Source organism: Thermostichus sp. OS-CIW-20 (genome assembly GCF_054061455.1).
Map to the genome: position 1 here is coordinate 21,609 of NZ_JBSSEF010000004.1, position 19,594 is coordinate 41,202.

At 60.0% G+C, this 19,594-nt stretch carries 23 protein-coding genes, 1 tRNA gene and 1 other annotated feature; of the genes, 7 read left to right on the forward strand and 17 right to left on the reverse strand.

Annotated elements, in window-relative coordinates; all coding sequences use genetic code 11:
* The first annotated feature begins 3 nt into the window (after positions 1–3).
* A complete protein-coding gene (locus ACVWXC_RS02645) occupies positions 4–2,049 on the forward strand; it encodes a hydantoinase/oxoprolinase family protein (RefSeq protein ID WP_457391013.1) in 2,046 nt (681 codons plus the stop codon).
* Positions 2,050–2,159: 110 nt separating this feature from the next.
* Here ACVWXC_RS02645 and ACVWXC_RS02650 read toward each other — a convergent pair.
* Positions 2,160–2,232 (reverse strand) — tRNA-His (locus tag ACVWXC_RS02650).
* A 69-nt stretch (positions 2,233–2,301) separates the two neighbouring features.
* Between ACVWXC_RS02650 and ACVWXC_RS02655 the strand changes: the two genes are divergently transcribed.
* The gene (locus ACVWXC_RS02655) at positions 2,302–3,090 is read left to right on the forward strand and encodes a photosystem II S4 domain protein (RefSeq protein WP_457391011.1); all 789 of its coding nucleotides are present in this window, start codon (positions 2,302–2,304) and stop codon (positions 3,088–3,090) included.
* Between the two features lie 58 nt (positions 3,091–3,148).
* Here the strand turns inward: ACVWXC_RS02655 and ACVWXC_RS02660 are convergent, their stop codons facing one another.
* The 14 genes from ACVWXC_RS02660 to ACVWXC_RS02725 form a co-directional block, all read right to left on the reverse strand.
* Positions 3,149–4,060, reverse strand: coding sequence for a homogentisate phytyltransferase (locus tag ACVWXC_RS02660; protein WP_011430618.1), 912 nt, complete (start codon positions 4,058–4,060; stop codon positions 3,149–3,151).
* A gap of 52 nt (positions 4,061–4,112) precedes the next feature.
* Positions 4,113–4,616 carry a YceD family protein gene (locus ACVWXC_RS02665; protein WP_011430617.1) on the reverse strand — a complete coding sequence of 168 codons (504 nt, stop codon included), beginning with the start codon at positions 4,614–4,616 and terminating at the stop codon, positions 4,113–4,115.
* Between the two features lie 85 nt (positions 4,617–4,701).
* The gene (locus ACVWXC_RS02670) at positions 4,702–5,337 is read right to left on the reverse strand and encodes a Jag family protein (RefSeq protein ID WP_457391009.1); all 636 of its coding nucleotides are present in this window, start codon (positions 5,335–5,337) and stop codon (positions 4,702–4,704) included.
* Between the two features lie 76 nt (positions 5,338–5,413).
* Positions 5,414–6,592, reverse strand: a complete 1,179-nt coding sequence (yidC, locus tag ACVWXC_RS02675; RefSeq protein WP_011430615.1) for a membrane protein insertase YidC — start codon at positions 6,590–6,592, stop codon at positions 5,414–5,416.
* 329 nt (positions 6,593–6,921) lie between these two features.
* Positions 6,922–7,335 (reverse strand): 50S ribosomal protein L7/L12, encoded by a 414-nt coding sequence (gene rplL, locus ACVWXC_RS02680; protein ID WP_457391006.1) that lies wholly within the window; start codon positions 7,333–7,335, stop codon positions 6,922–6,924.
* A 73-nt stretch (positions 7,336–7,408) separates the two neighbouring features.
* A complete protein-coding gene (gene rplJ, locus ACVWXC_RS02685) occupies positions 7,409–7,972 on the reverse strand; it encodes a 50S ribosomal protein L10 (RefSeq protein WP_457391004.1) in 564 nt (187 codons plus the stop codon).
* A gap of 73 nt (positions 7,973–8,045) precedes the next feature.
* Positions 8,046–8,201: a sequence feature (ribosomal protein L10 leader region), on the reverse strand.
* Between the two features lie 89 nt (positions 8,202–8,290).
* On the reverse strand, positions 8,291–9,001 hold the full coding sequence (rplA, locus tag ACVWXC_RS02690) for a 50S ribosomal protein L1 (protein WP_011430610.1): 711 nt from the start codon (positions 8,999–9,001) through the stop codon (positions 8,291–8,293).
* A gap of 99 nt (positions 9,002–9,100) precedes the next feature.
* Positions 9,101–9,526, reverse strand: a complete 426-nt coding sequence (rplK, locus tag ACVWXC_RS02695; RefSeq protein ID WP_011430609.1) for a 50S ribosomal protein L11 — start codon at positions 9,524–9,526, stop codon at positions 9,101–9,103.
* A gap of 9 nt (positions 9,527–9,535) precedes the next feature.
* Positions 9,536–10,207: a transcription termination/antitermination protein NusG gene (gene nusG / locus ACVWXC_RS02700; protein ID WP_011430608.1), complete on the reverse strand. Its 672-nt coding sequence runs from the start codon at positions 10,205–10,207 to the stop codon at positions 9,536–9,538.
* 83 nt (positions 10,208–10,290) lie between these two features.
* On the reverse strand, positions 10,291–10,557 hold the full coding sequence (gene secE / locus ACVWXC_RS02705; RefSeq protein WP_011430607.1) for a preprotein translocase subunit SecE: 267 nt from the start codon (positions 10,555–10,557) through the stop codon (positions 10,291–10,293).
* 101 nt (positions 10,558–10,658) lie between these two features.
* On the reverse strand, positions 10,659–11,012 hold the full coding sequence (locus ACVWXC_RS02710) for a hypothetical protein (RefSeq protein ID WP_099813121.1): 354 nt from the start codon (positions 11,010–11,012) through the stop codon (positions 10,659–10,661).
* Positions 11,003–11,764: a tRNA (guanosine(37)-N1)-methyltransferase TrmD gene (gene trmD / locus ACVWXC_RS02715; protein ID WP_011430605.1), complete on the reverse strand. Its 762-nt coding sequence runs from the start codon at positions 11,762–11,764 to the stop codon at positions 11,003–11,005. The genes ACVWXC_RS02710 and trmD overlap by 10 nt, the downstream gene beginning before the upstream one ends.
* A 5-nt stretch (positions 11,765–11,769) precedes the next feature.
* Positions 11,770–12,189 (reverse strand): hypothetical protein, encoded by a 420-nt coding sequence (locus ACVWXC_RS02720; protein WP_457391000.1) that lies wholly within the window; start codon positions 12,187–12,189, stop codon positions 11,770–11,772.
* A gap of 85 nt (positions 12,190–12,274) precedes the next feature.
* A complete protein-coding gene (locus ACVWXC_RS02725) occupies positions 12,275–12,469 on the reverse strand; it encodes a hypothetical protein (RefSeq protein ID WP_414348107.1) in 195 nt (64 codons plus the stop codon).
* A 129-nt stretch (positions 12,470–12,598) separates the two neighbouring features.
* Here ACVWXC_RS02725 and ACVWXC_RS02730 point away from each other — a divergent pair, with 129 nt between their 5' ends.
* The 5 genes from ACVWXC_RS02730 to ACVWXC_RS02750 all read left to right on the forward strand — a co-directional run bounded on the left by ACVWXC_RS02730 (position 12,599) and on the right by ACVWXC_RS02750 (position 16,801).
* On the forward strand, positions 12,599–13,729 hold the full coding sequence (locus tag ACVWXC_RS02730) for a 5-(carboxyamino)imidazole ribonucleotide synthase (RefSeq protein ID WP_457410464.1): 1,131 nt from the start codon (positions 12,599–12,601) through the stop codon (positions 13,727–13,729).
* Positions 13,726–14,151 (forward strand): hypothetical protein, encoded by a 426-nt coding sequence (locus ACVWXC_RS02735; RefSeq protein WP_414348105.1) that lies wholly within the window; start codon positions 13,726–13,728, stop codon positions 14,149–14,151. Before ACVWXC_RS02730 ends, ACVWXC_RS02735 begins: the two co-directional genes overlap by 4 nt.
* Positions 14,152–14,157: 6 nt before the next feature.
* Positions 14,158–14,685 carry a ribosomal protein S18-alanine N-acetyltransferase gene (gene rimI / locus ACVWXC_RS02740; RefSeq protein WP_457390996.1) on the forward strand — a complete coding sequence of 176 codons (528 nt, stop codon included), beginning with the start codon at positions 14,158–14,160 and terminating at the stop codon, positions 14,683–14,685.
* Between the two features lie 523 nt (positions 14,686–15,208).
* Complete coding sequence (locus ACVWXC_RS02745; protein WP_457390994.1) at positions 15,209–15,445, forward strand: membrane protein; 237 nt, start codon at positions 15,209–15,211, stop codon at positions 15,443–15,445.
* 12 nt (positions 15,446–15,457) lie between these two features.
* The gene (locus tag ACVWXC_RS02750) at positions 15,458–16,801 is read left to right on the forward strand and encodes a mechanosensitive ion channel (protein WP_457390992.1); all 1,344 of its coding nucleotides are present in this window, start codon (positions 15,458–15,460) and stop codon (positions 16,799–16,801) included.
* 109 nt (positions 16,802–16,910) lie between these two features.
* Here ACVWXC_RS02750 and cydB read toward each other — a convergent pair whose 3' ends face one another.
* Together cydB and ACVWXC_RS02760 are read right to left on the reverse strand one after the other, a co-directional pair.
* Positions 16,911–17,960: a cytochrome d ubiquinol oxidase subunit II gene (gene cydB / locus ACVWXC_RS02755; RefSeq protein ID WP_099813124.1), complete on the reverse strand. Its 1,050-nt coding sequence runs from the start codon at positions 17,958–17,960 to the stop codon at positions 16,911–16,913.
* A 160-nt stretch (positions 17,961–18,120) separates the two neighbouring features.
* Complete coding sequence (locus ACVWXC_RS02760) at positions 18,121–19,554, reverse strand: cytochrome ubiquinol oxidase subunit I (RefSeq protein WP_457390989.1); 1,434 nt, start codon at positions 19,552–19,554, stop codon at positions 18,121–18,123.
* Positions 19,555–19,594: the final 40 nt, after the last annotated feature.

Consider the following 19,594-nt stretch of genomic DNA (forward strand, 5'->3'; position numbering starts at 1 on the left):
GCCATGGCCAATGCCAGTAGCGCGCAAGGCAAGCAACAGGATGGGAGGCAGGGGGGCCTGGTCCGCCTGGGGATCGACGTGGGAGGCACCTTCACGGATCTGGTGCTCCTCCAGGAAGGCCAGATCCGGACAGCCAAGGTGCTCTCCACCCCCAGCCCAGAAGCGGGGGTCTTTGCCGCCCTGGACAAGCTGGGCCCAGTTGAGGTGGACGTGTTCTGCCACGGCATGACGGTGGCCACCAACGCCCTCTTGGAGCGCAAGGGATCCCCCACCCTGTTTCTGACCACGGCGGGCTTCCGGGATGTGCTGGCCATTGGTCGCCAAAACCGCCCTTCCCTTTACGACCTCACCCAGCCCAAGCCAGAGCCGGTGGTGCCCCGCCACCACTGCCTGGAGGTGAAGGAGCGCTGCAGCGCCCGCGGCGTGGTCGAGCCGCTGACGGAAGAGGAAATCCAGCGCGTCCTCCGGGAAGTGGGCGAGCGGGTAGAGCGGGATGGGATCCGTGCCGTGGGGGTGGGATTCTTGTTTTCTTTCCTCTACCCGGAGCACGAGCAGCGCCTGGGGGCGGCCCTGAGAGAGGCTTTCCCCGACTTGCATGTTTCCCTCTCCTGCGAAGTGGCGCCGGAGTTTCGGGAATACGAGCGCTTTAGCACCACGGCCATTGATGCCTACCTCAGCCCGGTGCTGGCGGGCTACCTGCACCGCTTGGCGCAGGGCTGCCGGCAGCGAGGGATCCCCGAACCCCTGATCATGCAATCCTCCGGCGGCGTCACTTCCATTGCCCAGGCAGCGGCTCATGCCTCGGTGGCGCTGCTTTCGGGGCCAGCGGGCGGCGTTTACGGGGCGGCCTACCTGGGCTGGCTGAGCGGCTATTCCCATCTGCTCAGCTTCGATATGGGGGGAACCAGTACCGATGTGGCCCTCATTCAAGACGGCCTCCCTCAGGTTACCCCGTCAGCGGTGGTGTGCGGCCTGCCGGTGCAACAGCCCCAGATCGACATCCATACCGTCAGCGCCGGGGGCGGATCCCTGGCCTCGCTGTTGCCGGGCGGGGGGCTGCAGGTGGGGCCGGAGAGTGCCGGCTCCAACCCTGGGCCGGCCTGCTATGGGCGGGGAGGAACGGCTCCCACGGTAACCGACGCCAACCTCTGGCTGGGCTACTTGCCGGATGGGGGCTGGCTGGGGGACGCTGTTTGCCTACGGCGGGACTTGGCCGGCCAGGCCATCGGAACGCTGGCGGAGCCCTTGGGTTTGACTTTGGAGGAGACGGCTGTTGGCATTCGCACCCTGGCCAATGTGGCCATGGCGCGGGCTTTGCGGGTCATCAGCGTGGAGCGGGGCTTGGATCCTGCCGATTTTGCCCTGTTGGCCTTTGGCGGAGCCGGGCCCATGCACGCCTGTGCCCTGGCGGAAGAGCTGGGGATCCGCCGCGTCCTCGTCCCAGCCTTTGCCGGTGTCCTCTCGGCTCTGGGTATGGCTTTGGCCGATCTGCGGCGGGACTACCAGCGGGCCATCCTGCAGCCGCTGCAACAGTTGGAGGGGGAAGGGGGAGGATCCCTTTTGGCCCAGTGGGCGGCGCCCCTCATCCGCCAGGCGCAAGCCGACCTGCAGGAGCCGGGGCTCTCCTTCAGCCTCGACCTGCGCTACCGCGGCCAGTCTTTTGAGCTGGAGATCCCGGCCCAGTTGTCGGATCCGGTTTCTCTCTTGGAGCAGCGGTTTCACCAGGCCCACCGCCAGCGCTACGGCTGGCAGGATCCCGACCAAGAGGTGGAGGTGATCCAGCTGCGTCTGCGGGCGGTACAAGCTTTGCCCCCTGTGCCTTTAAAGGCGCCGCCCCCCCTGCCAGGGGATCCCTTCAAGGGGGAGCGCCAGGCCTGGACGGGCGGCCGGATGCGACCGGTCCCAGTCTACGATCGGCGGCGCATGGGGGTGGGGTTTCAACTGGGCGGGCCAGCGATTGTGGAGATGCCGGAGGCTACCGTGGTGATCGAAGCCGGTTGGACGGGCAATATCGACGCCGTGGGAACCCTGATCCTGAGCTGCGGGTGATTCCGTTGCCAGGTGCGGCCCTCGGGAACCCTTCCTCAGCTTGGTTGCCAGCAGTTTTGCAAGGTTTTGAGGTTTTCTCTAAATTGGCAGGGCCCAGGTTATTGCGGCAGGGCGGACGATGGGACTCGAACCCACGAATGGAGGAACCACAATCCTCTGCCTTAACCGCTTGGCTACGCCCGCCAGGATCCTGGGGATCTAGCTTAGCATGGGACAAACAGAACAGAACCGCAAAGATTGAAGCGCCCCAACATGCTGCCCAGAACCGAACTACTGAAAGGAGCGGAGTATCGAGAAACCTTGGCGCGCATTCTGGATCTGGGGGAGCAAGCCCTCAAAACCTGGCAAGTGGTCTGGAGTGACTTTCTCTCCCCGGCAGAAGTAGCCGAGGTACAAAGCCGGTTGCACAACTTGGCCGAACTGCAGGTGATGGCCTGGGGAGGCTATGCCCAGGCAGAGCGGCAACGCCTAGCCCTGGCCCGCCCTGAGGTCAGCCTGGAGGTGGAAGGCGCAGAAGGGATCCCCTTGGCCGCCGTTCAAATCCAAGGAAACTTTCTTTTCGACCCGGCCACCCACCGCGACTTTTTGGGAGCCCTTTTGGCGACGGGAATTGCCCGCGAGAAGGTGGGAGACATCCTCGTGGTGGGCGAATTCGGGGCCCAGGCCATCGTTGTGCCGGAGCTGGTGGACTATCTCAGCCTCAACCTAACCCAGGTGCGCAGCGTGCCCGTCAAGGTCAGCCGGATCCCTCTCAGCCAGTTGAAGGTTCAACCGCCGCGGGTGAAGTCCATCACCAGCGTGGAAGCCTCTTTGCGCCTGGATGCAGTGGCCTCGGCAGGATTTGGCCTGTCTCGCAGCAAGATGGTGGAAGAGATCCAGCGGGGACAGGTGCGAGTTAATTGGAAGCCGATTACCCAAGCCAGCTACACCGTCGGCCCCCAGGATTGGATTGCCATTCGCGGTCGCGGTCGGCTGCAAATTGAAGAGGTGGCCGAGACGAAAAAGGGCCGCTTTCGCATCCAGATGAAGCGGTATCTCTAGGTTTTTGGAGATCGGCTGCCCGCCTGAGCCGGGGCAAGATCGCGGCTCCTGGCAAATGTTAGGAAAAAGGGAAGAAGGCCCAAGGATAGAGCAAATACTCCAGGTAAAACAACTTCCAGATCAGTTGATAATAGGTGACAATCGCGTCGCGGCAACCCAGATCCAGGCGAACACCATAGCCCAAAAGGATCCCCAACCCCAGCCCATGTCCTAACAGCATCCAGGCGCCCCGGCCCATGAGGAGAAAATAGCTTCCCAAAGCGATAAAGGCTAGGTAACAAGCGGCCAAAATGCCGATGCAAAACTTTGAGATCCGCTCCTGGCCAAAGCGCAACGAAAAGGTGGCAATGGCAAACCGGCGATCCCCCTCCATGTCGGGAATATCCTTGAAAAGGGCGATCACCAGCCCAAAAATAGACATAAACCCTGTCAGAAAAACAATGGGAGCAGAAAGCTCGACTCCCCCCTGCATCAACTGCTGAAAATGGCTGTACAGGCCCAGATTGACGATCAACCCCCGCACACAATAGATACAAGCCGAGGCCGCCAGCGGAAACCGCTTCAACCGCAGGGGGGGCAGGGAGTAGGCCGTGCCGATCCCGTTGCTCAACAGCACCGTCAACAACAGGTACGGGATCCCTGTCAGGGCCAATAGGATGGATGCCACCCCGCAGGCGGCGACGATCCCCACCCCCTGTCGCCAACTCAGGGAGCCGGCGGCCAAGGGCAGATGGGGTTTGTTGATGCGGTCGATCTCGATATCCGTGAGCTGGTTGAGGCCGACAATGTAGACATTGGCCGCCAGACAAGCCACCCAAGCCACGCCCAACTGGGGAAGGACAGCTAGCAGGGCCGTTGGTTCAGCGGCCACGAACCCGGCCAGCAAGTAGAGGCCCAGTAGACTGGCACTGGTGCCGTAGACGGTGTGGGGCCGAGCAAAACGCCAAAGAACCTGCCAATTTGGGGTCATTCTAGCCAGCAGCGATACAGCTCATGGCCCGAAGCCCTCTCGCGGAGAGTGGCTAGGGATGGGGAGAGTCTTTAAGGAGGGCAGCCAGGGCCGACCAGCGGGGATCCACCGGCGGCGGCGCAGCCGCTTCCACCACAATGCCCGGGCAATCGGGGCGACAGGGCAACTGGTGGGGCATCTCCAAATGCAGGTGTTGGTACATCCAGTCTTCGATATCCAGCTCGCCGTTGGGCGGCAGGCTCTCCAGCAGATCCTCTTCGTCCCGCAATTCCAACTCCAGGGGCGGGGGTTCAGGACTGGGCTCCCGAATCAGGATGATCTCCTCAACCTGCAGATGCAGCCGGTGGTTAAACTGCTGCAGGCAGCGGTGACAGGTGAGGGTGACGATGGTGCGGGCCTCGGCGCTCACCTCCAGGAAATGCCCCCGGTGGCTGGCCTGCAGGGATCCCTCCACAGGGGTCAAGCTCTCAAAACCTGGGAAAAACTGCCTAAAGTGAACCTCTTGGGTTTGACCAGGCATCTGCCGCAGGTCGGATAGACGAATTGGCCTCAGCATGACATCCCCCTTTATACGTCTTGGGTAGCAGGGATCCCGGAATCGCCTCTATCGGCAAGAGAGCCGCACAGCCAGCGCCTCCAGGTCAGGGTCGAGAAGAGGCCCGCCGGATCACCAGGCGACGGTCAGGCTCCTTGCCACGGCTGAAAGTTTCCAGATCGGCGTAGGCAGGGTCTTTCAGGAGCGTGTGGATCTGCCGCCGCTCGGCAGCAGAGAGATCGGGAAACTCGTATTCCCGACCACTGGTTCTCACCTTTTCCACCGCGACAGCAACCAAGGCTTTGAGCTCCTGCAAACGGCGCTGACGATAGCCATCCAGATCCAGGATATAGGGCTGCTGTTGGTCTTCTGGCTGGTTGAGGTTGAGAAGGGTGTTGGCCAAATACTGCAACGCATCCAAAACCACCGGGGAGCGCTCTTCCTCGGGGCCGGCTTCTTTGGACGGCGGCAAGGGCGATGCAGGCGCTTTTGAGAGCAACATTTGCTTCTGAGCCGGCGTTAGAGAATCGGCCTCGATTTCGATTATCTCCCCCACCACTCGCACCACCGCCGGGATTCCCATCGCCGCCAGCACCTGCTGCAACCACTGCCTGGCCCGTTCTCGATGTTCGGCAGGAGAAAGCCTGCCCTGGGAAGGCGCAGCGGTTCCCTCAGACTTCTGATGCGATTTTTTGGCGGCGGATCCCTTCACAGATCCCGTAGAGGACTCAGGGCGGCTCATCCTGGGCAGCTTCCAATTCTGAAGAGGTATCAAGCACTCGACCTAAGCCCGCCCCAAGCCAAGCAGCAAGGACTTGCTAGGGCTCAAAGGGCAGGGATTCGCGCCCTCCCCCGGCTGCCTTTGGCTTGGCTGGTCGGTCAACCTCCTTGGCTTCCCCTGTGCTCGCCTGGGCAGCGCGACGGCGCTCCTCTTCCACCAACTGCTGCAAGTTCTCAGGCAACGGCTCCCGCGAGAGCAAGAAGGTTTGCACGGTTTGGAAGATGTTGGAGACAAGAATATAGAGCAAGACCCCAGCCGGCAAGGGGAAGAACAGGAACATCGCCGAGAACAGCACAGGGGTGATGCGGGCCATCGAGCTCTGGCTGGGATCCTCCTGGCCGGCGTTGGTCAGGGATTGGTTCAGGTAAATGGAGACACCGAAAAGGACGATCATGCCGATGATGTCCCAGTGAATGGTGCCATCCGGATCAAAGGCGCCGACGCGGCCTAACTTGTCGATAAACAGAAAGCCCGTGTCAGAGGCCAAGCCCGGGATCGCAACCTCCACCGTCACTTCCCCCGGCTGCAGGGCCAGCAAGGTGCCATCCGGCTGGATCTGGGCCCGCTCTTCTCCTTTGGTGATCTTCCAGGTGGGCCGCAACAGGGTGGGATCCCCGCCCGCCTCTGCCACCAACTGCTCAAAGGGCTTGCCCCCCGGCCCCTGCAGCCTAAACTGCACCTGCTCCCCTACGGCAATCTTGGTGCCCTTGGGCGCCACCAGCACCACCGGCTTGTGTACCGAGTCGGTGACGAAGATGTTCTTGCTGGGGCTGACGTAGGGGGTGGGCACCACCTCTGCCGCCACCTCTGCTGGCAGGATCTGCAGGTTGACATCGTAGGTAACCGCCGCAAAGGGGGATCCCCGCAGCGTGGCAAACAGAGCAAACAGCACCGGCATTTGAATCAAGAGCGGCAGACAACCCCCCAGCGGGTTGACCCCCAGCTCGCTGTACAGTTTGGCCTGGGCCTCGCGCAGCTTTTGCGGGTCATCCCGGTACTTTTCCTGGATCTCTCGCATCCGCCGCTGCATCAGGGGGTTGATCACCTTCATGCGCCGCATGTTGCGGATGGATCCGACGTTGAGGGGGTAGAGGGCAAAGCGGATCACCAACGTCAGGAAGATGATGGCCAGTCCATAGCTGGGCACGATCCCGTAGAAAAAATCCAGGATCGGCAGCATGACGTTGTTGGAGAGAAATCCGACTCCGAAGTCCATGGGGGGTGCTGGCGAACGTCCGTAACCCATTGTAAGGGTTTCCGACCGGCTGACGAGGGCGTTTTCAGAGTTGAAGCGCTCCAATCAGCAAGAGAGACCTGGGCACTTGCCGGCCTCGCCAACCCTCCCCTTCTCCCAGGGGAGACTAGCCAAACGATTTCCCTGCCGTGCCGAGGGAGAGGGGCAGGGCGCGGCGGCATATCAGTGAAAAAGGAGGGGCTGCTTTGCCCCTCCCTCATCGTTCTGGTTAAACTTGGGGCTCTGGCAGCACCCCTTTTCTGGAAGCAAGAGGCGCTCTGGATGAGGATCCCTTTCCCCTGCCGACGGGACTACTTGACCTTGACCGTGGCGCCAGCTTCCTCTAGCTTCTTCTTGATCTCGTTGGCTTCCTCTTTGGGGAGCCCTTCCTTGACCGGTTTGGGAGCAGCCTCCACAAGATCTTTGGCATCTTTCAGGCCCAAGCCGGTCAACTCGCGCACCACCTTGAGGACGGCGATCTTCTTATCCGCGGGGACAGCCTCGAGAATGACATCAAAGGCCGTCTGCTCTTCCACCGGTTCAGGCGCCGCTGCCGGCGCCGGCGCCGCTGCTGCTGCCACGGGAGCAGCCATGACCATGCCACCTGCCGGGGCAGCCGCACTGACGCCAAAGGCTTCTTCGATGGCTTTCACCAACTCGGAAGCTTCCAACAAGCTCAACGCTTTCAACTCTTCCAGGATCTTTTGAACACGCTCCGAAGCCATGGTCTTGTCTCCTCAGGGTAACGAAGTGGATAGGGTGGAATCGGGTCGATGAACCCAAGACAGGCCGAGCCCGTCAGGCCGCCTCCTTGTCGGCAATAGCCCGGATGGCCCTTGCCAGGGAGGCCGGGATTTCTTGGATACCGCGGGCCACCTGCGTAGGCACGGCATTGAGCCCAACCGCCAGTCGAGTGGCTACCGACTTGAGGCTGCCCGCCACCTTGGCCATGAGCACCTCCTTGGGCGGCAGCTCGGCGATGGCCTTGGCCTGATCCAAGGTCAGAGATAGCCCCTCGGCAGCGGCGCCGCGGAACTCGGTTTTCTTGGTTTGCTTGGCGAAATCTTGATACGCCTTCAGGGCTGCCGGAATATCGCCCCGGATCATGATAAAGGCCGTCGGCCCTGACAGGAAGGGAAGAATTCCTGCCCAAGCCTTTTGGTCGGCGACAGCCCGCCGCATCAAGGTATTTTTAACAACCATGCAGACAGCATCTGCCTTGCGCAGCTCCGCCCGCAGTTGGTTCATCTCGGAAACGGTCAGCCCCTTGTAGTCGATTACCAGCACCATTTGGCTGGCTTGCAACAGGGAGCGAACTTCATCGACCATCTCCGCTTTTTTCGCTAAAGGTTGCTTGCCCATACGCTCACCTCCTTTGTGGTCACTGGCTCACTGAGAGCCGAACAGGTGTTGCCGTCGGAAGGGGGTATCTGGAGCCGCCAAAGAGAATGCGCCTCAGCCATAGCCGAGACGCATTGAGGCAAGCGTAACCTAGCAGTCCACAACGGGATCCCTTAGCACTCCGCTCAAACCTCGGCAGGACATTAAGCCCCTTGGCCCCTGCTGTCTTCGGCTCGCTATTCGACTGTGGAAAGCTCTTCTCTGCCCAGATCCTCCGGAAAAATGGCCAATTCAAACGGCAAGCAACTGCCTTTGCCCCTTTGCAGCGCCGAAGCAGGCTTAAGCAACCAACTTCAGCTCTCGCAGAGCATTGATGTCAACCTCAATCGAGGGCCCCATTGTAGCACAAACATGTAGAGCTCGCCAATACTTGCCCTTGGCTCCAGGGGGACGGTTGCGATCAATGGACTCCTGCACGGCTTTCAGGTTTTCCAGCAGAGCTTCGACGGGAAACTTGCACTTGCCGAAGATCAAATGCACAATGCCGGTTTTGTCCGCCCGGTACTCCAGCTTGCCGGCTTTGAACTCCTTGATGGCTTGGGCCAAATCCATGGTGACCGTCCCGCCCTTGGGAGAGGGCATGAGGCCGCGCGGCCCCAATAGCCGCCCCAGCTTAGCAACCTGGGGCATCACATCGGGGGTGGCAATCAGCAGGTCGAAGTCGATCACGCCCTTGCCGATCTCCTCGATCAGGTCTTCAAAGCCCACCCGGTCGGCCCCTGCGTTCTGGGCTTCCGTAACCTTCTCGCCGCGGGCAATCACCGCCACGCGAATCTCCTGCCCGGTGCCGCGGGGCAAGACGACGGTGGTGCGCAACTGCTGGTCGGCGTACTTGGGATCGATCCCCAGGCGGATGTGAACCTCCGCCGCCTCGTCAAATTTGGCAGTGGCCGTCTCCTTCATCAGGGCCAGGGCTTCTGCGGGGGGATAGGCAATGGGCTTGACTTTCTCCCGCAAAGCTTGCATACGTTTGGACAGTTTTCGAGCCATAGTTTCTCCTCGGGGTGCTGGCGAGAACTTCTCTCCCCCATAATGGTCTGCCAAAACTTCCAGACAACAAAGACTAGAGATCCTTAAGTCGATCGACAATCAATCAACTATTGTCACCCCCATGCTGCGGGCGGTGCCGGCGATGATCTTCATGGCCGCCTCCACGTCACGGGCATTCAAATCGGGCAGCTTCTGCTCGGCAATCTGGCGCAGTTGCGCCCGCGTCAGGGATCCTACCTTGACTTTGTGGGGCTCACTGGATCCCGACTCAATGCCGAGGGCTTTTTTGATCAACACCGAAGCCGGCGGCGTCTTGAGGACGAAGGTGAAGCTGCGATCCTCGTAAATCGAGATCTCGACCGGCACCACCATCCCGGCTTGATCGGCCGTTTTGGCGTTATATTCCTTGCAGAAGGCCATGATGTTAACCCCGTGCTGGCCCAGAGCCGGGCCGATGGGGGGAGCGGGGGTGGCTTTGCCCGCTTGGATGGCCAGCTTGACCACTGCCACCAGTTTCTTAGCCATGAAACGCGGTTACACCTCTTTGCGCACTTGACCAAACTCTAATTCTACCGGAGTATCGCGCCCGAAAATCGAGATCAAAGCCTTGAGCTTGCCCCGCTCTGGGCTGACATCCACCACCTCGCCGTAAAATCCCTGGAAGGGGCCAGAGAGCACCTCGATGCGATCCCCAGGTGCCATGTCGATCTTGAGGGGCACTTCTTCCACCTCGACGCTGCTGAAGATGCGCTGGACTTCGCTGGGGCTAAGGGGCCGTGGCGTCACATGGCCGCGACCACGACCGTAGGCCCTTCTCTCTTCCGTGCCGACGAAGTTGATCACGTTGGGGGTGGTTTTCACCACCATCCAGGTGTCGTCGTTGAGATCCATGCGCACCAGCACATAGCCGGGAAAAATCTTTTCCTCTTGTTCCTGGCGCTTGCCGGATCGATCGAGCTTGAAGCCCGTCCGCTTCGGGATCACCACCTCGACAATCTGATCTGCCACATCCAGAGCCGCCGCCCGCTGCATCAGGGTGCTTTTGACTTTGTTTTCGCAGCCTGAAGCCACCTGCACGGCGTACCAGCGCAGGTTGCGGCGACCTTGACTTTCGCTTTCTTCCCCCTCCGCCGCCGTGCCCGCAGGCTCTAGGGGCTCGAGGCGGCCCCCCCGGCCTCTCCGCCGCTGCTCTGGCTCTGGGCTCATCACCTCACCTCCTCTCTGTATCTGTCTGTGTGCATGGGCCTCCTCTCCCCAAGTCCTTAGCAGGGGCCATCTGGGGAAAAACCTCACGAGAACAGTTGAGTGGCCAGCCAGCCGAACAGTTGATCGACCAGGTAGATGAACGAGGCGAAGGCCAACACAATCAGTAAAACTCCCACCGATTCGCTAATCAGTTGCTGGCGGCTCGGCCAAACAATTTTGGCCAACTCCGCACGGGTCTCTTGGAGAAAGCCTGGGATCCCTTTAGACTCAGTGGAACTGGAGTGGCCCCGGCTGGCGGGATCCAAACGCTGTTCCGTATCGGCTTTGCTAGAAGAGGTGCTTTTAACCACGGTGGTATCTCCTGATGGATCCCGAAAACGGTGCGCCACCTTTTAGCGCACGCAAGATCGGCTTAGCGATCTTAACAGATCTGTTGAGGGTGGGATCCCTCTCAAGGGTCGGGAGTGGACTCAGGCGTCAGCGCTCTGGGGGAGAGCACCAAAGGGCGGCGGGAGCGGTTGAATTGCTCTACCGCTGCGTCGATCCCGGCTTTGCTGTCCCAACGCGAGGCGGCATTTTGCCGGGAGAGAAACTCGGCGGCCCGCAGGAGGTCGTTCATGTCAATGCTGGTGCCGTCGAACAACTGGACGTTGCGGTCGCGGCGGATGGCCTCGTTGACATCTCCCCTTTGGGCCAGGGCAACTTCGGAGCTGGCCAGGATCCCCAGCAGAAGCAGACCCAGCGCTGCAGGGATCCCAAGCCGGCCAACAGGGGTGAAAGGGGAGCGGAGACGGTTTACAAACATCGATCCTGTTCCTCCACATCGGTGTGCTGCTCGGCCAGTCCCTCTGCCAGCAACTGTTGTTCTTCAGGCGTGAGGGGGCGTTTGGCCAACAGGTCTGGTCGCCTTCGCCAGGTGCGAACCAACTGCTGTTGCAGACGCCAACGGGCGATGGCTCGGTGGTCGCCTGAGAGAAGCACCGGCGGCACCTTGTGCCCTTGGAACTCCGGTGGACGGGTGTACTGAGGATACTCCAGTAGCCCCGTCTCGAAACTTTCGCTCCTCAGCGAATCTATCTTACCAACTGTGCCCGGCAAGAGCCGCACCACGCCGTTGATCAAGGCCAGCGCCGGGATCTCCCCCCCTGTCAGGACAAAATCGCCCAGCGACACCTCGCGGGTGGCCAGGTGTTGGCGGATCCGCTCGTCAAAGCCTTCGTACTGGCCACAGAGCAGGATGAGCTGCGCCTTTTGGGCAAGTTCTTGCAGCAGCGCCTGGTTCAGCGGTTGCCCCTGGGGCGTGAGCAAGATGATCTCGCAGGGATCCAGGCGGGGCAGGGAGGCGACGGCTGCAAAGAAAGGCTCTGGCTTGAGCACCATGCCCACCCCGCCCCCGTAGGGCTCATCATCGACCCGGCGGTGCTTGTCGGTGGCAAAGTCCCGCGGGTTGGTGCAGTGAACCTCGGCAATCCCCTGCTCTAGGGCCTTGCCCACCAGCCCGATGCGCAGCGGCGTTGCAAAAAACTCCGGGAAGAGGGTGATGACGTCGAACCGCACAAGACTTAGGAGGAGGCAGAGGGAGGTTCTGTGCGCAGCCGCTCTAGATCCAGGCGCAAAGACTCGATCTGGTGGATCAGTTCCATCAGCTCGGCCATCTCTTCTTTGGAGATAGGGGCAGAGCCGGCAGGGGAAGCCGTGGTCGGGGGGGTACTCTCAGCAGGAGCGGGCCTCTCGCTGTCTGGAACTGTGGTGGGGGCGTTGGCGGCTGGATCCCTGAGACTTTCAACGTAGCGGACAGCCTCCTGTTCGATCAGCTCCCCCTTTTGCTCCAGTTCTGCTGCCAGTTGTGCCAAGTCCATCGAGAGGCGGTTGAGGTTTTCGGCCCGCTTTTCCGGGTCCTGGAGGATCTCCACCAGGGCAGTGGCCGTGCCGTAAAAGATGTGGCGAGCCCGCGTGAACCAGTCAGAAGAGCGAGAACTCATGGCAGCAGTCAAAGGGGGTGGGGATCTCCATTCTAGGCAATGCCTGGCGGGTATTGCTTGAGGCGCTTGGAATATGAGAACGGGCTCAATCCACGGCGCGAATCTCGCCGCTGTTGAGCCGCTCCACAACCAATTCCAGCAGCTCGTGCTCTTCTGGGGAAACCTCTTGATCGGCTGCGACGGCATTGAGGATCTGCTGTTGTTCAGCGCGGGTTAAGACCTTATCTGCCAAAGCCCGGTCGATCAAAGCTCTGAGCTCAGAAGGTTGAGGGGGTTCCACCGTTTTTCTCCTAGCGCTAGAGGGCAAGGGATCCCATAATGGGTTTTGGATCCAAGCAGGCACACCCGTCAGTATAGCGAGACAGTGGTGGAACCCCAGGTATCCCCAAAAAACCAGAGCTTCCAACCGGTGGGGGTGATCGGCGGTGGGCAGTTGGCGCAGATGTTGGCTTTGGCGGCTCGCCCATTGGGGATCCCGCTGATTGTTCAGGCTGCCGCTCCTACCGATCCGGCGGTGGCCGTGGCCGACGGCGTGGTCTGGGGTGCCGTGACCGACACCCAGGCCACAGCCCAGTTGCTGCAACGCTGCCCGGTGGTAACTTTTGAGAACGAGTTCATCCCGCTGGCGGAGCTGCAAAAACTGGATCCGCAGGGATCCCGCTTTCGTCCTCGCCTGAGCACGCTAGAGCCGCTGCTGGACAAGTTGCACCAACGGCAGTTTCTGGCAGAGCTGGGGATGCCGGTGCCGGCTTTTTGGCCTGCGGAGACGGCAGATCTACCTAGCCTGAGCTTTCCCTTGGTGCTCAAGCGGCGGCGGCAGGGCTACGATGGGCAGGGCACCCGCATCCTGCCCGACCCAGCAACCTTGCAACAGGCTCTGGCTGAGTATGCCGGGATCCCGCTGCTGGTTGAAGAGTGGATCCCGTTTGAGCGGGAGCTGGCGGTGATGGTGGCGCGAGGGCTGACGGGAGAAATCCAGATCTACCCCGTGGTGGAGACGGTTCAAGTTAACCAAGTCTGTCGCCACGTCTTGGTGCCTGCCCGCATCCCTTCCTCTGTTGAGGCCGAGATCCGGGATTTGGCGGTCAAGGTGATGGAAAAATTGGATGCGGTGGGCGTGTTTGCCATCGAGCTGTTCTGGGTGCCGCCGCCCCAGCCCAAAGCCGGGATCTGGATCAACGAAATCTCGCCGCGGGTCCACAATTCCGGCCACTACACCCTGGAAGCCTGCCACACCTCACAATTCGAGCAACACCTGCGGGCCATCCTCGGCCTGCCCTTGGGGGATCCCTCCCTCAAGTGTGGGGGGGCGGTGATGGTCAACCTCTTGGGCTACGAGCACTCCACCAGCGACTATGCCGAGAAGCGGCAGCGCCTGGCGGAGATCCCCAATGCCACGGTGCATTGGTACCACAAAACCCCTGCCCGCCCAGGGCGAAAACTGGGCCATGTAACCGTCTGTCTGCCGACTGCTCCCTCTCCTTTCGAAGCAGCAGCCCTTGTTCGCACCCTCGAATCCCTCTGGTACCCCCAGCCATGAGCCAAGCGCAGGATCCCTCTTTTTCTCCGGCCATCCAAACCCTGATCCAGGCCATGCAACGGCGGGATGTGCCCGCGGTAGCGCAGCAGGTCAACGGCCTCTCCCCCCAAGAGCGCTCCGCGGTGTTGACTCCCGCTCTCCAATACCTTGCCGAGGTGGATCCCGACAGCGCCCGCTGGTTTGTTCGCCACCTCATGGCCCCTGCCGTCAAAGCCCAACTGCGAGCAGGGATCCTCAAAGCCGCCCAAGATTACCTGCAAGAGGCCGGCTTCCAAGAAGGGATCGATTACGAGCTCAAGCCCCATCCCCAATCGGGGGGTCAGATCTTAAGCCTTAGCCGCCGAGCCCTGCCCTATGCCGCCCCCGATGACGATCCCTTTGGGCAGTTGTTGCTGGCCGAGTTCTGCGAATTGCGGGACTAGACCACCATGAGCGGTACGAGTTATCGGCTGCAGGTGCTCGACCTCACCGCCCTGCCCCAATTGCTGGAGCTGGATCGCCGCTGCTACGGCGGATACTGGGGAGAACAGGGCTATCGCGCGGAGCTGGAAAGACCCAGCAGCACGGTGATCGGGGTTGTGGCGGAACCCGTTGCCGTTGGCGCCCCGTGTGGCTTGGGCCAAACGGAGTTCCCCCCTCCCTCTCCAGACCTCGCGACGCAAACGACCCAAGCGCTCGTGGGCTTTGGCATCCTCTGGCGCATCGAAGAAGAAGCCCACATTATCTCGTTGGCGGTGGATCCTGCCCATCGGCGGCGTGGTTTGGGTCGAAGGATCCTGGAGGAGCTGTTGAGCCAAGCCAGGGCAGCAGGCTGTCGCTGGGCCACGTTGGAGGTGAGGGCTTCTAACCAGGCCGCCATCCGCCTCTATGAATCGGCAGGGTTTCAATTGCTGGGACGCCGCAAGGGCTATTACAGCGGAGAAGATGCGCTGGTCTATTGGAAAAAGCCAATCTAGAAAAGCAACAACACTGAAAATTTGTGGAAGTTCGCAACCAGATCCCTAGACAAACCGGCAGCCAAGTCTGGCAATCCTACAGAAGATCAATATCGACAGAGCTTTAACTGCCCGGCTGAACTTGTCGTTATTTTGTAGGTTTTGTAGATCATTCAGATTTCCTCTTCTCCTGGACGCAAGCTGCCAGATGTAACTTTTTTAGGCAAAATTTGGCTACAGCCAATTAGGAGCATCTTTTGCGATTTAAGATTGCAATTAGATAAATGGCTGCGGACAATCTGACGATAGGCCAAGACATACTACAACCTAAGCAGACCCCCCTGTTCAGTGGCACCCCTGGAGCCTCGGCCAATTTCCTAGGCTGATGTGAATAAACGTAAAGTTTTACATCGAGATTCAGCACTCCTGCTTAAATTCGTGCTTTCCCCCCCCCTGTCGGGCCAGCTTGCCTGAAAAAGCGCTTCAGGCTAACCTACTCTTATCATTTGTGCATCCTGAGCATTTGCAAGCTGTGAGGACAGTCATGGACACCTCGAGAAACACCATTGGGGATGAGACCATCTCTTTTTTCGTGAGTCTTTGGTCTAGGCTTATCGACTTTATGCCCAATCTCCTGGCGGCGATTGGCATCTTAATTCTGGGTTGGATCGTGGCCACAGCGGTGGCCTTTGGCGTTCGGGGGCTGCTCAAGCGGACGCAGCTCGATAACCGCTTGGCCGCTTGGATTATGGGCCAGAGGCCCGGCGAGAGGCCTCCGTAAACTGAGCGCTGGGTGGCTGCTGCTGTTTACTGGATCATCCTGGCTTTTGTGTTGGTGGCGGCGCTGAATGCCCTACAGCTTCAGGCTGTCTCCGATCCGCTCAACAGGTTTTTGGGGGAAATCTTCGTTTATCTGCCACGGGTGGGTGGGGCGCTGGTGCTGCTGGCTGTGGGCTGGGCGGTGGCTACAGTTGCCCGGCTGGCAGTCATCCAGGGGCTGCGGCGTTTCAACCTCGATGAGCAGTTGGCCCGGCCTCTACAGCAGGAAAGCGCTGCCGGTGAGGCAGGCGTAGAAGGAACCCCGACCGGCCAAGAGGGAGGTACAGAGGTCACCCCTTTCCTACTGAATGAAACCTTGGGCAATGCCCTTTACTGGCTGATTCTGCTGTTCTTTCTGCCGATCATCCTGGATACCCTGAACCTACAGGGGCCGCTGCAGCCGGTGCAAAACCTGCTGGATCAAATCCTGTCGATGGTACCCCGCATTTTGGGAGCGCTCATCATCGGTGTGGGGGGCTGGTTTCTGGCTCTCATCGTGCGTGGGATCGTTTCCAATTCCAATTTGTTTAACCGCTTGGGGGCACGCTTTGGCATTCCCCAGCTGGCCCAAACGGTGGGCACAGTGGCCTACGTCTTGGTGTTGATCCCGGCAGTGATTGCCGCCCTCAAGGCCCTGGAAATCCGGGCCATCTCCGATCCAGCGGTGGCGATGCTGGAGCAGGTGTTGCGGGCCATTCCCCGAATTGCAGGATCTGCTCTCATCCTGGCCGTGTTCTACTGGCTGGGGCAGTTTTTGGCTGGCTTGGTGACCCAGTTGCTGCAGGCAATCGGTTTCGACCGCTTGGCTGCCGGCCTTGGTTTGCCCTCGGCCCCTGCTCCTGAAGCTCCCGCCGCCGAAGGGGATCCCTCAACCTTGGTGAAGCGGCGCACTCCCTCTGAGATTGCTGGCTTGGTGGTCTGGGTGGGCGTGGTCTTGTTCGGGGCGGTGCCGGCGGTGGAGTTGCTGCAGTTTGCCGCTTTGACCGACATCGTCCAGGGGCTGTTGCTGATTTCCGGTCGGGTGCTCATCGGCGCCCTGGTGTTCGGGATCGGCCTTTACCTGGCCAATTTGGCCCATTCCATGATCAAGAGCTTGGGCAACCCCTCCTCAGGGGTGCTGGCCCAGGCGGCGCGGGTGGCTATCTTGGTTTTTGTTGGCGCCATGGCCCTGCAGCAGATGGGCGTGGCCACCGATATCGTGGTGCTGGCCTTTGGCTTGGTGCTGGGCGCGATTGCCGTCGCGGTGGCCTTGGCTTTTGGCTTGGGAGGTCGCGATGTGGCTGCCGAGCAAATCCGGCAGTGGCTTAAGCGGGAGTGAAGTCTTGGAGACGGTTAACCCTGTCTAGCTTCCCAGAGCTGCAAGATAAAAGCCTGCCCCGCCTGGCAAAACGTCCGGCGGGGTTTCAATTGGATTGCGCTGAGACCTTTTAAGCTGCTTCCGGAACTTTGGCCTCTTCTGCTGCTGCTTCCTGCACCACAATTTTGCCCCGGAACACCACGTAGTTGTAGATGTTGTAGGACAAGATAACCGGGATCAAAAAGCCAATAAAGGTAAGCATAAACACCAGCGAACTGGGAGAAGCTGCTGCCTCGTAGATGGTGACGCTGGGAGGAATAATGTTGGGGAAAACCATAAACCCCAGGCCAATGAAAGAAAGGGCAAAGATGAGAAAGGTATAAACCAACACGCTAGTTTCTTCTCGCCGGCGCAGGCTGCGCAGCAACAGAGCCACCAACAAAAGCCCCAAAACGGGGATGGCAGCAAAGATATAGAAAAGAGGAGGCGAGAAAAGTTGGGAGCGCGCTTGCTCCGACATGATGGGGGTGCTGATGGTGATAAACACTGCCCCCAGCAACGTTGTCCAGGTGGCGATGGTTGCCGTTTTGTAGTAGGTTTTCTGGAGTTCCCCCGTGGTCTTCACAATTAAGTAGGCCGAGCCAACTAAGACATAGCCCTGAATCAGGGTGAGGGCCACCAACACTGTCCGCCAGGTCAGCCAATCCCAGGGGCTGCCGGCAAAGTGGCCGGCTTCATCAACGCGGATCCCTTCGAAGACGCTGCCCAGGGCAAACCCCTGGCCCAGCGCCGCCAAAAAGCTACCCACCCCAAAGGCCAGGTTCCAGACCAGCTTGTTGTCGGCGTTTTCCCGAAACTCGAAGGAAACGGCCCGCAAGATCAGGCCCACCACCATGATCACCAGCGGCAGGTAGAGGGCGTTGAGAATGGTGGCGTAGGCGAGGGGGAAGGCCCCGAACAGGGATCCCCCCATCAGCACCAGCCAGGTCTCGTTGGCATCCCAAACATTGCCCAGGCTGGTCATGAGAATGCTGCGGCGCGTTTCGCTGGAGGCCGTCAGGGAGAGGATGCCCACTCCCAAGTCAAATCCATCCAGCAAGACATAAAGGAATAGGAATAGACCGAGGATAAAAAACCAGACTTGCGGCAAAAACTGCTGTAAAGGCTCGAAAGATTCCATCGTCCTTCTCTCCGCTTTGGGTATTTCCAACCAGTTCGAGACATTACCCCCCTCGCCCTCTGGGAGAGGGGAATTGGAAATCGACGTAACCAACGGCTTGGCTGCTGTTTGGATAAGGAGCCTGCTGTGTCGCCTGGGTTCTGTTGGAGCTGCACCGGCGCTACCGAGCTTCCGCAGGACGGCGATCCGGCTCGTGGCTGGCAGGCTCGATCACGATCACCGGCTGGGTTGCCGGAACGGGGGCAGGCAGCTCCAGATTAGGCCCTTTGCGGATGATGCGGCTGCCAAAGTAAAGAGCGGCCACGAAAAACACCGTGTACAAGGCGCTCAGGCCGACCAAAGAAAACAGCACCTCTCCTGGCGGCAGCGGCGAAACCGATTCCGCCGTGCGCAGTTGCTCGTACACAATCCAGGGCTGCCGGCCCACACAGCGGACAATCCAGCCAGCCTCGACGGCAATGTAGCCCAAGGGGCCGGCAAAGACCCAAGCCCACATCAGCCACTTCTGCTGGGAAAGGGCCTCCGCCGACAGTTTGCCCCTCAACCACTGGATCAAGGTAGCCCCCACGAGCCCGGCCATAAAGAAGCCAATGGCCACCATCGTCCTAAAGGAGTAGTAGATCAGGCCAATCAGGTGAGGACGATTTTGCGGCTCCCAAGCCTTCAAACCATAAACCGGTCGATCCAGCCTGGGCTTAAACTCCAGCAGATAGCCCAGGGCACCAGGGATCTTCACCTCCCACTCGTTGCGCTCCTCACGCTCATTGGGCAAGGCAAACAGGCTCCAGTCCGCCCTCTCGCCGGCGGGGAGCGTCTCCCACTGGGCCTCCATGGCCGCCAGCTTGGCCGGTTGATAGCGATACACTTGCTCCGCGCTCAAGTGGCCAATAAACACCTGCAGAGGGGCCACCACCAGCGCCATCACCAGGACCACTTTGAGGGAGCGGGAAAAAAACTCGCCATGCCGCCCCTTGAGGATGTACCAGGCACTGATGCCACCAACCACAAACAAAGAAGTCTCCAGGGTGGCAAAGAACATGTGGAGAAAGCTGTTGAGCATAAAGGGATTAAAAATGGCCTGCAGGTAGTCGCGCACCACAAATTTTCCATCGACAAATATCCCCCCTGCCGGCGTCTGCAGCCAGGAGTTGGCCGTCAGGATCCAAAAAGTGGAGAGATTGGCGCCGAAGGCCACCAGGATTGTCGAGATCCAGTGAATGATCGGCGGCACGCGCTCCCAGCCAAACAGCATGATCCCCAGGAAGCTGGCCTCCAGCATAAAGGCCATTGTGCCCTCAAACCCCAGGACGGTTCCAAAAAAGTCTCCCACTGCTTCCGAAAAAGGGGCCCAGTTCATGCCAAATTGAAAGGCCATCGGCAACCCCGAGGCCACGCCAAGGCCAAAGTTTAACACATAGATCTTTGACCAGAAGCGAGCGTGGCGATAGTAATCTAGGTTGCGAGTTTTCAGCCAAAGTCCCTCAATTACAACAAGATAGATGGACATTCCTGTTGTTAAAACCGGCCATAGCATATGAAACATGGCCGTGAGGGCAAACTGTAGTCGAGAAAGGGTGACGGTGTCTAGAAACATAATTGTCCCTAAGCTTGGAGGGTTGTAATGAGTACAGCTT